At 37.3% G+C, this 13,524-nt stretch carries 14 protein-coding genes, 1 tRNA gene and 1 pseudogene; 7 read left to right on the forward strand and 9 right to left on the reverse strand.

All coding sequences use genetic code 11. The features are described 5' to 3' along the window. Positions 1 to 21 precede the first annotated feature (21 nt). Positions 22 to 98 (reverse strand) — tRNA-Lys (locus M899_RS02070). Between the two features lie 168 nt (positions 99 to 266). Here M899_RS02070 and mtaB point away from each other — a divergent pair. Continuing rightward, a complete protein-coding gene (gene mtaB / locus M899_RS02075) occupies positions 267 to 1,583 on the forward strand; it encodes a tRNA (N(6)-L-threonylcarbamoyladenosine(37)-C(2))-methylthiotransferase MtaB (RefSeq protein WP_021269751.1) in 1,317 nt (438 codons plus the stop codon). Between the two features lie 17 nt (positions 1,584 to 1,600). Here mtaB and M899_RS02080 read toward each other — a convergent pair whose 3' ends face one another. Then, positions 1,601 to 2,215, reverse strand: a complete 615-nt coding sequence (locus M899_RS02080; RefSeq protein ID WP_021269748.1) for a hypothetical protein — start codon at positions 2,213 to 2,215, stop codon at positions 1,601 to 1,603. A gap of 185 nt (positions 2,216 to 2,400) precedes the next feature. Here M899_RS02080 and M899_RS02085 point away from each other — a divergent pair, with 185 nt between their 5' ends. Beyond that, on the forward strand, positions 2,401 to 3,072 hold the full coding sequence (locus M899_RS02085; protein WP_021269742.1) for a hypothetical protein: 672 nt from the start codon (positions 2,401 to 2,403) through the stop codon (positions 3,070 to 3,072). 33 nt (positions 3,073 to 3,105) lie between these two features. Here M899_RS02085 and M899_RS02090 read toward each other — a convergent pair whose 3' ends face one another. The 5 genes from M899_RS02090 to M899_RS02110 form a co-directional block, all read right to left on the reverse strand. Then, a complete protein-coding gene (locus M899_RS02090) occupies positions 3,106 to 4,377 on the reverse strand; it encodes an adenylosuccinate synthase (protein ID WP_021269746.1) in 1,272 nt (423 codons plus the stop codon). Next, positions 4,377 to 5,324, reverse strand: coding sequence for a hydroxyacid dehydrogenase (locus tag M899_RS02095; protein WP_021269753.1), 948 nt, complete (start codon positions 5,322 to 5,324; stop codon positions 4,377 to 4,379). Before M899_RS02095 ends, M899_RS02090 begins: the two co-directional genes overlap by 1 nt. Positions 5,325 to 5,471: 147 nt before the next feature. Then, the gene (gene feoB / locus M899_RS02100; protein ID WP_021269745.1) at positions 5,472 to 7,448 is read right to left on the reverse strand and encodes a ferrous iron transport protein B; all 1,977 of its coding nucleotides are present in this window, start codon (positions 7,446 to 7,448) and stop codon (positions 5,472 to 5,474) included. Positions 7,449 to 7,451: 3 nt separating this feature from the next. After that, positions 7,452 to 7,688 carry a FeoA family protein gene (locus tag M899_RS02105; RefSeq protein ID WP_021269755.1) on the reverse strand — a complete coding sequence of 79 codons (237 nt, stop codon included), beginning with the start codon at positions 7,686 to 7,688 and terminating at the stop codon, positions 7,452 to 7,454. Between the two features lie 108 nt (positions 7,689 to 7,796). Next, a complete protein-coding gene (locus tag M899_RS02110) occupies positions 7,797 to 8,354 on the reverse strand; it encodes a deoxycytidylate deaminase (RefSeq protein WP_021269750.1) in 558 nt (185 codons plus the stop codon). A 74-nt stretch (positions 8,355 to 8,428) separates the two neighbouring features. Between M899_RS02110 and M899_RS02115 the strand changes: the two genes are divergently transcribed. Together M899_RS02115 and M899_RS02120 are read left to right on the forward strand one after the other, a co-directional pair. Then, entirely contained in the window at positions 8,429 to 9,097 is a 669-nt protein-coding gene (locus tag M899_RS02115) for a hypothetical protein (protein WP_021269743.1), read from the forward strand. Between the two features lie 9 nt (positions 9,098 to 9,106). Beyond that, complete coding sequence (locus M899_RS02120) at positions 9,107 to 9,475, forward strand: CoA-binding protein (protein ID WP_021269754.1); 369 nt, start codon at positions 9,107 to 9,109, stop codon at positions 9,473 to 9,475. Here the strand turns inward: M899_RS02120 and M899_RS02125 are convergent. Next, entirely contained in the window at positions 9,456 to 9,701 is a 246-nt protein-coding gene (locus M899_RS02125) for a CDGSH iron-sulfur domain-containing protein (RefSeq protein WP_021269747.1), read from the reverse strand. The genes M899_RS02120 and M899_RS02125 overlap by 20 nt on opposite strands. Before the next feature lie 119 nt (positions 9,702 to 9,820). Here M899_RS02125 and murJ point away from each other — a divergent pair, with 119 nt between their 5' ends. Both murJ and M899_RS02135 read left to right on the forward strand, forming a co-directional pair. Next, positions 9,821 to 11,386, forward strand: coding sequence for a murein biosynthesis integral membrane protein MurJ (murJ, locus tag M899_RS02130; protein WP_021269756.1), 1,566 nt, complete (start codon positions 9,821 to 9,823; stop codon positions 11,384 to 11,386). An 86-nt stretch (positions 11,387 to 11,472) separates the two neighbouring features. Next, the gene (locus M899_RS02135; protein ID WP_021269744.1) at positions 11,473 to 11,919 is read left to right on the forward strand and encodes a DUF507 family protein; all 447 of its coding nucleotides are present in this window, start codon (positions 11,473 to 11,475) and stop codon (positions 11,917 to 11,919) included. 57 nt (positions 11,920 to 11,976) lie between these two features. Here M899_RS02135 and M899_RS02140 read toward each other — a convergent pair whose 3' ends face one another. After that, entirely contained in the window at positions 11,977 to 12,558 is a 582-nt protein-coding gene (locus tag M899_RS02140) for a hypothetical protein (RefSeq protein ID WP_021269752.1), read from the reverse strand. Between the two features lie 187 nt (positions 12,559 to 12,745). On the opposite strand from M899_RS02140, the pseudogene M899_RS18290 reads away from it, so the two are divergent. Next, positions 12,746 to 13,524: pseudogene (locus M899_RS18290) on the forward strand (hypothetical protein); the annotation flags it as partial.

Consider the following 13,524-nt stretch of genomic DNA (forward strand, 5'->3'; position numbering starts at 1 on the left):
AACTAAAATTAGTCGAAAAAATGGTGATCTCTCCGCGACTCGAACGCGGGACCCTCTCATTAAAAGTGAGATGCTCTAACCAACTGAGCTAAGAGACCATTCAATTCGTCGGTGAAGGCGATAATAGACATTGGCCCAAATAATGTCAATTAGGATTTTAAGTAAGTTTATATTTTTTTCTAAAAAATGCATGATTTTCTTGAAAATTGGGCACTTCGTGCTAAATTCCTTCTACTTTAAATAGGTCTTTTTTAAGCGGATTTTACGTGGAAAATAACACATCAAATAATACAGAAAATAATGAATTAATGAAGTCGGTGGCCTTTCATACATTAGGTTGTCGTTTGAATTTTTCTGAAACAGGATCGATCGCACAAGGTTTTGTTGATCGTGGATATAAAGTTGTCGACTTTGGAGAGAAGGCCGATGTTACTTTCATTAATACATGTACAGTAACGGACAGTGCTGATTCAACTTGTCGTAACTTGATTAGAAAAGCACACGGTGCTAGCCCAGAGGGGAAGATTGTCGTTGCTGGTTGTTATGCGCAAATGGAAGCACCGAAGATCGCAAAGATGACTGGAGTTGATCTTGTACTTGGTACAAGTGAAAAATATAAAGTTTTTGATTATCTCCAAGAAGATGAAACTGAATCAGTTCATATTGATAAGACACACGAGTTCTACGGTGCGGCCACGACTCACGCTGAAGGTCACACTCGCGCTTTCTTGAAAATTCAAGATGGCTGTAATTATATTTGTTCATTCTGTATTATTCCTTTTGCGAGAGGTCGCTCTCGCGCCATCAAAATTGCTGATGCAATCGCTGAAGCGAAGAAGCTTCTTGATAGTGGATTTAAAGAGATCGTACTAACGGGTGTTAATATCGGTGAGTATGAAAATAACAGTGGTGAGAAACTAACAGATTTAATTAAAGAACTTCTAGCGCTTCCAAAACTTGAGAGGCTACGTCTTTCTTCGGTTGAGCCAAATACTATTACAGATGAGCTTTTAGAGGTGTTTAAATCATCTCCTAAGTTCATGGATCACTTTCATATACCTCTGCAAAGTGGGGACGATGAGATTCTCGCTAAGATGAGACGTAAATATTCTGTTGATCAGTATAAAGAAGTTATTAATAAAATTATCACGGCCTTTCCTAATGCAGGTATTGGGGCCGACGTTATTTGTGGTTTTCCTGGTGAGACTGAAGACCAATTTAAGAATACTTATAACTTACTTAAAGAATTGCCGATTACTCACTTCCACGTTTTCCCTTACTCTAAGAGAAAAAATACTACAGCGGCCAAGATGGATGATCATATTCAACATCCTGTTAAAAAAGATCGTGTACGTACTCTGAATATGTTTGGTGATGCAAAGTTAAATATGTTTGCAGAGGATCAAGTTGGTGAAGTTAGCCAGGTGTTATTTGAAAGAAAAAATAAGGCCGGTTTATGGGAAGGTTATACAACAAATTATGTAAGAGTTTTTGTTGATTCTTCTGAAGAGCTAAAAAATGAAATTCGTACAGTCAGCTTAACTGAGTTCAAAGAAAATAAACTTTATGGTGCACTTATTTAAGTGCACCTTCATCTGTCTTATCGACACGAGACACAGTCTTCTTCTAGTTCAACTTCTTTTATAAATTCTGCATTACTTATCGGTGCGTAGCTAATGTAGATATTGGCATCAGACTCACAGAAAACTTGGTAGTATTCAATTTGAGTATCATGCTCAGTTGTGAATTTAACTTGGCGACAAGTTTGTTCATCAATCTTTACGACTGACACTTCTTCTTGAAAGAATTTTTCACATACAGGATATGAATGAGCAAAGATAGGGGCGCTTGCGTATGATGATTTTGAAATAAGCTTATCTTGTCCGCGAACAGTTGACGTGATGAAGCGGTGTTTTGGTTTCATTGATAAGAGCTCTTCTGAAGAAAACTTCTTATCCATAAATCCTTGAACCTGAAGTGACTCGCCATCTTTTTCAAGATTTCTCTGCCAAGTCTCTTTTCCTTTTTTAAAATATTCAGAGCATGTAACTGTAGGATCATTCTTTTCTTGTTTTGAATTTTTATTTTGTAGCTTATTTTTAATCTGCTGATTCATAATCAACTGATCTAAAAGAGTTGGTTTGTAAGTGCCAATTCCAAAACCAAAACTAGAAAATGATATTAGACCTAAAAGTGTCCAAGTAATTTTTTTCATAAAAACTCCTACTAAAAACATAATTTGCTAAAACGATGCCAGTGAAAAGCTTGTGATTTCATAGGGTTGACTTGTTTTTGTGTCTAAGTTTTCGACGATTTAAAGATTTTTTGACATAGCACTGACATTCTTTGCAGACCATCAAGGCAAGATGAATTTATTGAATTGCTAAGGAGGCAGGCAACATGAAAAAAAATCTTTTACTTCTATTGGGACTACTCGCAGCAACTGCAACTTTTTCACATGAAGCTGATGCAGGTGAGAGTTGTAAAGATGTAAAAGAATGTATTGAACTTGCCTCAAAATTAACGAATAAAAAGTATATTTTTCAAAAAAATTTACAAGGAGGTTTCGAGAGTACTGAGAATGTAGAGTGGAATAAAGATAACGTAGATACTTTATTACCAATCGTTTTGAATCAATTTAATATGGCCCGAGTGCAGGTGAGTGAGGATCAGTATTTACTTATTAATGATAGAGATGTGAGGTATCATTCATTTCCTATCTATAAGGTGAAAACAAATGATGTTCTCGACCTACCTAAAACATTCGATTATTACACGCTAGTTGTAAGCTTAAAAAATCCAGAGGTCGCGCCTTCAATTTCGAGATCCCTCCGTCCATTTATGTGGCGCTATGGACGTATAATCGAGAACACACTCTCTGGTGAGCTGGTCCTCATGAGCACGGGAGCCAATATTAATAATATGTTTGAATATATAAAAAAGTTTGATCAAAAACCAAGCAAGGAGGCCTTGAAGAAATTTGAAAGAAATTTAAAAAACGATCAAACCAACCAACATAAAAACAAGGAAAAGACTCATGACCACAAAAACACACACAAAAAAGGGGACTGAATAGTCCCCCTTTCTTTTCTATGAATCAAATTTCTAGAAATAATCTTTTCTAAATTTAATTTCACTTCTCTCTGGTCCGTAAGCAATGATCCCTACAGGAATTCCAATAAAAGTCTCAATCTCTTTGATATAACTTTCAAGCTCACCACTTAAAGAGTCTGTTTTGAACTCATCTTTGAAAGGAGTAAGGTCTTTATAAAGCGGCTTTACTTTTGAAAGATCAATTCCAGGGTAGGCACAGTCAATTTTTTCACCATTATATTCATAAGCATAGCAAACCTTAAGTTCATCCATACCAGAAAGAATATCAAGTTTTGTAAGAGCAATTGACGTTAAATTAGAGGCCTTAACCGTATATTTAAGAAGAGGAAGATCAAGCCATCCACATCTTCTTTTTCTACCAGTTGTAGCTCCAAATTCGTGACCCTTATTTTGAATAAATTCTCCAGTGCTATCGAAAAGTTCTGTTGGAAATGGGCCTTCTCCTACACGAGTTGTATAGGCCTTTGTGATTCCTAGAACTTCATTGATAGTTTTTCCTGGTACACCTGCACCAGTGTAAACTCCTCCACAAGAAGTTGAAGAACTTGTTACAAAGGGATAAGTTCCATAGTCGATATCAAGAAGAACACCTTGTGCTCCTTCATAGAGAACTTTTTTATTTTCACTCACACTCTTATCAAGAAAGCTAAAAGTATCTGTGGCAAATTGCTTAATAGCATGTCCAAGTTCAAAGAGTCTTGCAGCTTCTTCATCAACAGATGGGTATTCACATTGATAAAGATTTTTGAAAAGAGCTTCTTTTTCTATTAGGTTTGCGGCCAATTTTTGTTTTAGATTTTCAAGGTCAAAAATATCTTTTAGTTTAATCCCTTTTCTTGAAATTTTATCTTCATAACAAGGGCCAATACCTTTACCTGTAGTTCCAATTTTAACTGGGCCTTTGGCCTCTCTTTGACCATCAAGGAGCTTGTTGTAGAAAGTAATAATTGAGCAGTTTTCTGAAATTTTCAGATTCTCTCTAGTTAGCGTAATACCGGCACCTTCAACAGTTTTAAGCTCCTTCGCAAATGCTTCTGGATCAAAAACTACACCGTGTCCAATAACTGAAACACAATGTGAGTGAAGAACACCTGACGGGATGAGGTGAAGTACGATTTTTTTATCTCCCACAATGATGGTGTGACCAGCATTGTTTCCACCTTGGTAGCGAACGACTACGTCGCATTTTGCTCCAAGTAGATCTGTGATTTTACCTTTTCCTTCATCTCCCCATTGGGAACCGATAATTGCTAAAGATTGCATTACGACCTAACCTCATTTAATAAGTTATCATTTATAAAAAATTCTTTTAATTGATCAACTGCGATTAAACCTACTCTTAATTGAGCTTCTTCAGTACTTGCTCCTAGATGTGGAGTGAGTACGATATTTTGTAGCTTTCTAAGCTCAGAGTTTTCTTCTAGAGGCTCAGTTTTGAAAACATCAAATCCAGCACCTCTGATTTTATTATTTTTTAAGGCCTCAAAAAGCGCTTGTTCATCAACAATACCACCTCTGGCAGCATTCACGAGAATGGCATGTGGCTGCATCTTTTCAATAAGAGTCTTTGATACAAGACCTTTTGTTGCATCCATTAATGGAGTGTGAATTGAAATAATATCACAAGTGCTAAAAATTTCTTCTAGGTCTTTGGCCTTTCTAGCATATGGAAGTTCTGAAGTTTCAATGAATGGATCGAAGAATAAAACTTCTGGTTCAAATCCCCAAAGTCTCTTCGCAACGATTTGTCCAATTCTTCCAAAACCAACGATACCAATTTTTTTATTAGACAGCTCATTCCCTGTAAAAGAATTCTTATCCCACTTTCCTTCAACCATAGTCTGGTGGGCCCAAGCAGTTTTTCTAAGAACTGTAAGCATTAGGGCAATTGCATGTTCTGCGGCTGAATTATTATTTGCTCCTGGAGTATTTGAAACTTTAACTCCAACTTCTTGGCATTTTTTCTTATCAATATTATCTGTCCCTTCTCCAGCACGGATAACGTATTTTAAATTTGGTGCTTTTGAGAGAAGTTCTGGTGTGACTGTAGTTGCTGAGCGGATAACAAGACCATTGATTTTTGGTAGAAGGGCAGTGAGTTCTTCTCCAGTGACTTTACTTTTTGGATGGACTTCGAACTCGCTTACTTGTTGCAATTTTTCAAAGACTTCTTTATCCATTCCATCGGATACCACAATAAATGGCTTCATGTATTTCTCCATTGTTGTTGAGTGCTGTGTTGACCGTGAAATTATAATGCGGGATGAAGATATTGTCCCCCTCGAAATGACGGGATTCCAAGATATCTTATTTAAAAAAAAGGGTGACCTTTAGGTCACCCTTATGTATTTGCGAATTTAGATTAGTAACTGATAGACAACGAAGGCCCCGCCGTATGCGAGAAGCGTCATATAGCCCATCATGCCAAAAACACTCTTCCAAGAATCTGTTTCACGACGAACAATTCCTAGCGTACTAATACATTGGGCGGCAAAGGCAAAAAAGATCAGAAGTGACCAGGCCACGGCCAAGTTGAATACAGGTTTTCCTGTAATCGGATCAACTTCTTTACGAAGCCTTTCACGCAATGTGGCTGATTCCTCATCAACATCTCCTAGAGCATAAATCGTTCCTAGTGTTGATACGAATAGCTCGCGCGCACCAAAAGCAACAAGGATACCAACACCCATTTTCCAATCGTAACCGATAGGTCTAATAATTGGCTCAATTGATTTACCTAATTTACCCATTACTGAGTTCTCAAGTGAGTATGAAGCCTGTTGAGCCTCTGTCATTCCAACAAGCTTATCTTCATTTGGTTTTGGAAATGTTGAAAGAACCCAAATTACTACTGAAAGAGCAAGGATGATCGTCCCTGCTTTTTTAAGGAATACTTTTCCTTTAAGAATTGATGATTTTGCAGCAACTCTAAGTGAAGGTTTTAGATAAAGAGGAAGCTCAATAATAAATGAGTTCGTTTTTCCTTTGTAGAAAGTTAGTCTGAAAATTTTGGCCATAATAAGAGCAACAAAACTTCCTAGAAAATAAAGGAAGAAAAATGAAAGTGCTTGAAGGTTGAAAATTCCTAGCACTGTTTCATTTGGAACAAATGTACCAATTAAAAGAATATAAACAGGAAGTCTTGCCGAACAAGTAATTAGAGGGATTGTCATTAGTGTGGCCAATCTTTCTTTCTTGTCTGCAATAGTTCTCGTGGCCATAATTGCAGGAACGGCACAAGCAAATCCTGACATATAAGGAAGGAATGCTTTTCCGTTTAGACCGAAATAACTCATGATTTTATCTGTCAGAATAGAGGCCCTAGAAATATAACCTGATTGCTCTAGAAGACTTAATAGGAAAAAGAGGATCATAATCTGTGGTAGAAAAATGATAACTCCACCAACTCCTGCAATAATTCCATCAACAATGAAACTATTTAAAAGACCTTCTGGAATCACTGCTCCCGCCCATTCTCCGAATGAAGCAACACCATTGTCGATAAGGTCCATTAACGGAGTTGAAAATGTGTAGAGAGAGTGGAAGATGATATAAAATACGGCCAAGAAAATTAGTCCACCAAAAAATGGATGGAGTACGATTGAATCGATCTTATTAGTCTTTCTGATGTAGTTGTCGTGACCATCTTTGGTATAGTTTAGTTTTAGGTCACGACCTTTTCTTTGATACGATTCGATGATCGCAAGAGTATCAACTTCATTGTGATCACACTCAACCAACTCATGTTTGCTAAAATCCACGTTAAAAGGATTAAAGCTCATTGAGATTTCTGAAAGTTTGATTTTTTGTTTCAGATCAATTTTTTCCGTTGCTAGATTTTCTCTAATAAATTTATCTACACGAGCACTATCGTTTTTTTGTGATGAAGTAATGATGTAGGGAAGACCGAGATTTTTACCTAGGCCATCAAGATCAATGTTCTTTGCTGTTTCAAGATCAGTTTTGTTGAAAACAACTTTTAAAACATCACCATAATAATCTTTAAGAGCAAGAACTAATGAAAGTGATGCATCCAATCTTGTGATATCAACTACAACTAAAATGTCGTCGTATGTTTTAAGAGTAGGGTTCTCGCCAATGATTGTTGAAATCGTAACGGCCTCATCGATTGATGAAGGAACCAAACTATAAATTCCAGGAATATCAACTATTCGAATTTGTTCTTTATTATCTTTGTTACTTTTAAGTGCCGCACTCGCTGTGTCTACTGTGATACCTGAGTAGTTTGCGACTTTTCTATTTGAACCAGAAAGGTTGTTAAAAAGAGCAGTTTTCCCCGAGTTCGGGCAACCAAGAATGAGAATAGTTTTCATTAATTAATGTCCTGAGATAACTTCAACATTTATAAGATCGGCCTGGTTCGTTCTCATGGCCAAGAGTTCGCCGTGCTTTAATTGGATAGTCAGAGGAGAACCTAAAAACGATTCGCTTATAACTGTAACTTCATCGCCTAGAAGAAGACCAATTCCTACGAGTAGGGCCTTCGCTTCAAACTTTTCATTGAAGGAAGTAATTTTGACGTTTTGACCTTTTTTGATTTTTGAAAGAACCATAGTTAATCTCTATAATTTATTGGGATGTTTCTTAGAAGCTACTACAGTTTGCGTATTCAAACAATGATAGATATTACATGATTTAGGGCACTTTTTTACGCTATGCTCTTAAATAATCAGGTTCTTAAGGTGATCACTTAAATTTTCTAAAATAGTGTCACTCATTGTGATTTGTCGAGTCGAGATTCCGCAAAGATTGAAAATTCGCTTTGAAATATTATTAGATTCAGTCCCAAAATGTTTATCAGATAGATAAATAACTTCTTTTACTTTAGAGCTGGCCAAAAGTTTTGCACACTCGTGGCAAGGAAAGAGTGTCACATAGCAACGGGCACCGTTTAATGAACGTTGGGCGTGTAAAATTGCGTTGGCCTCAGCGTGAACAACATAGCCATACTTTTGGTATTCTAGTGGTGCAGTTTTGTCTTTGCCCCATGGGAGTTCTGACTCATCAATACCTGCAACAAAGCCATTGTAGCCAAATGTAATCTGGTGGTTGTTGTCATCAACAAATACGCATCCAACCTTAGTGGCCGGATCTTTAGACTTGAAGCTTGCCATCATCGCCTGAAGCATGAAGTATTCGTCCCAGTTGAGAACACTCTCAGGTTTGATAAAATTGAAGTCGTATTTATTTTTATTTGCAAATTCAGGTGTTTGGTTCATGCTTGATATTTAGCAAGGGCCTCATCAATTGAAAAGAAAATTTGCACAAATATAAAAGGTAAGCGGTTGAAATTATGAAAAACTATGTAAGAAAAATCACGGGGATCGTCTTTTTAGTCATTATTTATGGGATCTATGCCCGCTACATGATGAATAAAGAAGGGCAGAAGGTTCAATCTCAGGTTCAGGCCGAACAGCAATCGGTGGGCGAGAATCAAAATGATAATATGGGAAATGGCTTTATGCCCGTTGCTGATGAGAAGCATTTCAATCTTACTCTCGTTGATTCTGTTCTCGATGAGTGTTTTAAGACTAATCAAGAACTTACTAAAAACTTTGAATCAATTGAGAAGTTTAAAAGTGTAACGATGACAAAACTGGGCGCTTTTAAGGAAAAAAGTTTTTCATGGCAAAACATCCACTTTGAGGCCAAAGATGGTTCTTTGATGAGACTTCGCGTTTTTATGGATGATGGTCCCAATGGTGAAAGGAAGAAGCTTGTTCTTTTTAAAGAAGATGCTGATGGGTTCCCTAATCCTGTTATAATAGATGAAAAGGATATTTGGGAGCCAAGTATGGAGACTATTGGTAAGTATATTGCCGACAATAAAGTTCTCTTTGATGAGCTCGCAGAGGCCATGGTTTTTGAGAATGGTGATGTATTCTTGAAAAAAGTTGGGGGCAAGATTATGGAGGCCCAAATAAATACAGCAACAGGTAATACTCAATGTAAGTTTGAGTAGGAGCTTTAAATGAAAAATGAAAAAGTTGTTATTCTTGGTGCTAGCGACAAATCAGATAGGTACTCTTACAAGGCCATGAAGATGTTGGAAGAAAATGGTCACGAAGTCATACTTGTTCATCCAACTCTAGAAAGTGTTGAAGGAAAGAAAGTTCTTCATTCTCTATCTGATGTAAAAGATAGTGTTGATACATTAACGATGTATGTAAATCCTAAAATTAGCAGTACGATGAAAAATGAAATCGTTGCGCTTAGACCAAAAAGAGTCATATTAAATCCAGGAACTGAAAATTCAGAACTTGAAAGTGTACTTAAAAAAGCAGGCATTTCATGTGAGCATGCTTGTACTCTTGTTCTACTTACGACTGATCAGTTTTAAGTTTCTTATGGGAGCCATCGCAGTATGGCTTCCCCTTTGAATTACCGCAACCACAAATAAAGATCACTTTGTCATCTTCAAAAGTTTCACGAAAGGGCTTGATGCCACTACCTGCATGAGAACCATCGCAATAGGGTGGGTTCTGTGTTTTCCCACACTGGCAAAAAGAGATTTTATCATTGGCCTTAACTTCTATTCTAAAGGGTGTGTCTTGCCATTTAGGCATAAGGACCTCCTTTTCTAATAGGATGAATGATAAATGGAATGTAGATGGATTAATTCTTTCTTAATTTTCCTCATATTATAAATTGCCGATCTTATTGGCCGCACTGTAGAATTTGTGTCATGGCAAATAAAAATAAAAAAGCACTTATTGTATCCACACTTAAAATGGCAGTGGCCACACTTTCTTCTAGAGTCCTAGGACTTTTAAGAGAAATTGTTATGGCCAGAGTATTTGGGGCAAGCGGAATAACTGATGCCTATGCAATTGCATACAGATTACCGAATATGTTGCGTGATTTATTTGCTGAAGGGGCCTTCTCATCGGCCTTTGTTCCAGTGTTTACTGAAGTGAGATTGCAAAGTGAAGATGAGGCCAAAAGACTTCTTTGGTCTATGTTCACTCTTTTAACTCTTGCAACGGGAATTGTATCAATTGGAATTTTTGCTTTTGCACCTGAGCTTTTGCATCTAATGACTGATGCAAAATTTACGAGTGACCCTGAGAGAGTTGCTATAACTGTGACGTTAATTAAGATGATGTCACCCTTCTTAGTTTTTGTTTCCTTGGCCGCTCTGTTTATGGGTGTTCTTAATACTCTTAAAATATTTTTTATCCCGGCCTTAGCTCCCGCATTTTTTAACGTCATAATGATTCTTTCAATTATTGTTGGGCCCGGAATTTTAGAGAAGTATAACTACCATCCAGCTCTCTCTCTAGGGATTGGAGTTTTGATAGGTGGCTTTATTCAAATGATTGTTCAAGTGCCTATGATTTTCAAAAAGGCCTATGGCCCAATGGGGCCAATAAAACTTTTAAGTAAGTCTTCTCAAAAGATTCTGCACAGAATAAGTATTGGGACAATTGGTATCGCTGCAACTCAGATAAATATTTTAATCACAACAATGCTTGCGACTTCAACGATGGTGGGTGCGGTTTCATGGCTAAATTATGCTTTTAGACTTTTCCAATTCCCTGTGGGAATACTAAGTGTGTCCATTGCAAATTCTAACCTTGTTCACTTTTCTGATTCTTGGAAAAAAGGGGACAAAGAAAGTAGCGTCGAGTTTTTACACACTGGCTATTTCTTTAGTTTTCTAACTATCATTCCGGCCTTCGCTCTTTTATTTGCCTTAGGTTCAGAAACTGTACATTTAATTTTTGAGCGAGGTGCCTTCACTAGAGAAGATACTCAGATGGTAACAAAGGCCTTGTACTTCTATGTGGTGGGACTACCTTTTTATGGCCTTTACAAAATATTCGCGCCAACATTCTTTACTTTAGATAAACCGAAAGTCCCGGTTGCCATTTCGGTACTTTCAATTTTTTGTAATATCATCTTCTGCGTGATCTTCACGCCAATCTATGGCTTCCAGATTTTGGCCTTAGGAACTAGTCTTTCGATGATCATTATTACTTTGATGCAGTCCTATTTTCTATGTCGATATTTGGATATTGGTCTAAGTTTCTTCTTTTTCCCAAGACTCTTTAAGCTCTTCATTGCCGGCGTCGGTTGTTATCTTGCGGCGCATTTTATGGCGCAACAATTTTTTTCATTTGATGCTAGCTTTGCAGTGAAGGCCATCCAATTTTCTATTTCTGGGGTTTCTGGGGCCTTAACGTATGCTTTAATTTTGGGAATTTTAGGGGAATTTAAAACACTGCTGCGCGCAATAAAACGTAAATAACCCATAAATTTACTAAAGTTGTTGTAGGATTTAATTGTTGCGAGTACACTGAAAAGTAGATTTTACAAGTATTTGGAGTTTATTTAATGAGAACAGATTTCGAGACACTGAAAACTCTTGCGAGTTATACAATTGATAATCTTAAATCGAAAGGAATTATTAAGTTCGATATCAGCGATAGAGAGAACTTAATTGATTCTATGGCGACTGAGTATGGTGTATGTTTTGCGACTGACGAAGATATTCGTGAACAGGCCATCGAAGAAGTACAAGAAAAAATGGGAGACGATTATCTTCCTGAAGATATTACTGAAACAGAAATGTTTAACCACGCTAGAAAAGAAATTATTAAATCATTCAGCGGTGAAAACATCAGTGGACTTTACCTAGTTGAATCTTTAAATCAAATCTCTAAGAGAATGACTGATTTTCTTATTGATTGCGATTTTATTGAAGATGTTTTTGGAAGTGATGAAGATATTCAAAATTTCCTAATCAAAAAAATTAGAAGCTTCTCGACTAAGAAAAACTAAAAAATCTGAACTCAAATATTTTATATAATAAAGAAGGCCAGTCTTTGACTGGTCTTTTTATTTGGCGATAACTCTCATAATGACCTCTTCAAAATAAGGTCCTTCAACAAGTCCATTTAGAACAGAACTGCGCGATTCACAGAAAAGGTAGCCCTGTGCTTGTTCATCTTTTAAAATGAAAGCATCAAAGTAAACTCTATCGACTTCATCTTCACTTGCAGTTCCTTCAATTCTTAGCATTGAGATGCCTTCTTTTTGTGAAGCAGGGTGAGTGAGAAAATCTGAAGGATTTAAAATAGCTCCTGTATCAAGATCAAAAAGAATCTTACGATCTTGAATAAGCTCTTTAAACTTATCTTCTAATGAGAGTTCTAAATCTTTTTCTGTAAATTGAAGCCAAGTAAAGGTCGCTTTCCAGTCATAGCGTGTATCAGTTCTTTCGAATGCGATCGCATTTTCTTCATCGAGAGTTTGCGTCCACCAGGAAGGAATAAGAAGATCAAAATGCTTAAATGATCTTAAAACGGCGGTTTCGAGAAAAGTGTTTTTCTCGTTCTTAATAACAAACATTGTGTAAATGAGAGCGTAGATCACACCAAAGAAGATGAGCCACTCCCAAATTGCTCCATATCCAAACATAATGATGAAAATTATATGAATTGGGGCCCTCAGTAAATACTCATTTAAATCAGTTTTGACGTGATTTCAGTTATTTATAAAATTGCTTTCAATAAAGTTAAAGTTTTATCAATTAATCACCGAAAAAAGATTGAGTTGATGAGTCCGGCCTTTTGGAAGGTGGGTTAAAATATTTAGAGAGGACCTTATGGTATTTCAAACTAAAAAACTTTTTATGGTAGTCACTATGTCCATCGGACTTACCATGCAAACATTTGCAGGTGTGTACGATGATGATGTTTTTGATGATTACTATGGCCCATCTACAAGTGCACCAAACGCGCAGGCCGCGAATGATTGTGTGAATATCGCAAGCTCATCCATGAGAGATCGCTGTTTTATGATTAGATCGACAGCATCCATTGGCGGAGAAACATGTATAGAGTGTTTGATGATGCAACCACAAGAGTCCAATCCATGGGTTGAAGGTTTAAACGCTGTAATGCCAGTTGTTGGGCTTTTAGGGATGTCATACTTTGGATACAAAGGGCAAAAGGCTTGGGCCAATGCATATGAAGGTTATTACACTGCTGGGTATGATGCTTGTAAATCTAATTTTAATTCATATTTAGACTACTCTGTTCAAAGGGGTGCAGCTCCTCTGATGGGTGAAGATGCTTCAAGTATGATGCAATGTAATGGTAGCGCCCTGGGTGGCGGTGGTTTCGCTGGTATGGGCGGAATGTGGGGCACAGGCTTTGGCGGTGTCGGAAATCCATGGCTATCGGCAGGTTATTCTCCAGGTTTCCTAGGTGGAATGATGGGGCCTTACTACGGTGGCGGCTTTGGTGTCGGCATGGGTGGATACCCTGGTATGGGAATGGGAATGGGAGGAATGTATCCAGGAGGCTTCGGTCTTGGTGGATCTTTAAATATCGGAATCGGTCTTCCTGGCTTTGGTATGGGAATGGGCGGATATCCTGGTAT

Source organism: Bacteriovorax sp. BSW11_IV, from assembly GCF_000447755.1.
In the GTDB taxonomy this organism is placed as follows: Bacteria; Bdellovibrionota; Bacteriovoracia; order Bacteriovoracales; family Bacteriovoracaceae; genus BSW11-IV.

Coding starts and splice junctions, on each gene's coding strand:
- M899_RS02080 (WP_021269748.1), bottom strand. CDS start 2,215: ATGAAAAAAATTACTTGGACACTTTTAGGTCTAATATCATTTTCTAGT.
- M899_RS02085 (WP_021269742.1), top strand. CDS start 2,401: ATGAAAAAAAATCTTTTACTTCTATTGGGACTACTCGCAGCAACTGCA.
- M899_RS02090 (WP_021269746.1), bottom strand. CDS start 4,377: ATGCAATCTTTAGCAATTATCGGTTCCCAATGGGGAGATGAAGGAAAA.
- M899_RS02095 (WP_021269753.1), bottom strand. CDS start 5,324: ATGAAGCCATTTATTGTGGTATCCGATGGAATGGATAAAGAAGTCTTT.
- feoB (WP_021269745.1), bottom strand. CDS start 7,448: ATGAAAACTATTCTCATTCTTGGTTGCCCGAACTCGGGGAAAACTGCT.
- M899_RS02105 (WP_021269755.1), bottom strand. CDS start 7,688: ATGGTTCTTTCAAAAATCAAAAAAGGTCAAAACGTCAAAATTACTTCC.
- M899_RS02110 (WP_021269750.1), bottom strand. CDS start 8,354: ATGAACCAAACACCTGAATTTGCAAATAAAAATAAATACGACTTCAAT.
- M899_RS02115 (WP_021269743.1), top strand. CDS start 8,429: ATGAAAAACTATGTAAGAAAAATCACGGGGATCGTCTTTTTAGTCATT.
- M899_RS02120 (WP_021269754.1), top strand. CDS start 9,107: ATGAAAAATGAAAAAGTTGTTATTCTTGGTGCTAGCGACAAATCAGAT.
- M899_RS02125 (WP_021269747.1), bottom strand. CDS start 9,701: ATGCCTAAATGGCAAGACACACCCTTTAGAATAGAAGTTAAGGCCAAT.
- murJ (WP_021269756.1), top strand. CDS start 9,821: ATGGCAAATAAAAATAAAAAAGCACTTATTGTATCCACACTTAAAATG.
- M899_RS02135 (WP_021269744.1), top strand. CDS start 11,473: ATGAGAACAGATTTCGAGACACTGAAAACTCTTGCGAGTTATACAATT.
- M899_RS02140 (WP_021269752.1), bottom strand. CDS start 12,558: ATGTTTGGATATGGAGCAATTTGGGAGTGGCTCATCTTCTTTGGTGTG.